Source organism: Vibrio sp. 10N.222.51.C5 (assembly GCF_041474575.1).
GTDB lineage: Bacteria > Pseudomonadota > Gammaproteobacteria > Enterobacterales > Vibrionaceae > Vibrio > Vibrio crassostreae_C.
In genome coordinates, this window is record NZ_JBFRUJ010000118.1 from 1 (window position 1) to 590 (window position 590).

Annotated in this window: 1 protein-coding gene; it reads right to left on the reverse strand. The window is 47.1% G+C overall.

Annotated features, from left to right (window positions below):
• Positions 1-590 (reverse strand): cadherin-like domain-containing protein (locus AB4558_RS21840; RefSeq protein WP_372159106.1); only part of this gene is annotated, 590 nt, incomplete at both ends.

Consider the following 590-nt stretch of genomic DNA (forward strand, 5'->3'; position numbering starts at 1 on the left):
GTTAATAGGTCTGCATCAGTGAAGATTAACGTGCCGTCTTCTTCAACACTGAACTGTTGATCTTGTGGTACTGGCAAATCATTTACTGGGTTAACCGTTAGGTCTGCTGAAGCTTGAACGGTATTGGTGCCATCAGAGATATCGAAACTGATATCGATGTCACCGTTGAAGTTTTCATCTGGCGTAATCGTGAAACTGCCGTCATCGTTTTGAGTAACGGTTGCATCACCGCCAACCGTTAGGCCGCTGGCCGTCAAGTCATCGCCTTCCACATCAGATGCTTGTGATAACAGTTGCTCTTGGCTTAGACGGATAGAACCATCTTCGTCGATTGAGTACGCTAGGTCGCCAGACACTGGTGCATCATCAACGGCAGTTACACTCACATCGATGTTTGCAGATACCGTATCGGTACCGTCAGATACATCAAAACCGAAGTTTACGTCGCCATTGAAGTTTTCATTCGGAGCGAAGGTGTAAGTACCATTACCGTTATCAGTAAGGATACCGTCGCCACCATCGTAGGTCACACCTTCAACCGTTAGGTTGTCACCTTCAATGTCGGTAGCGCCTGTTAATAGGTCTGCATC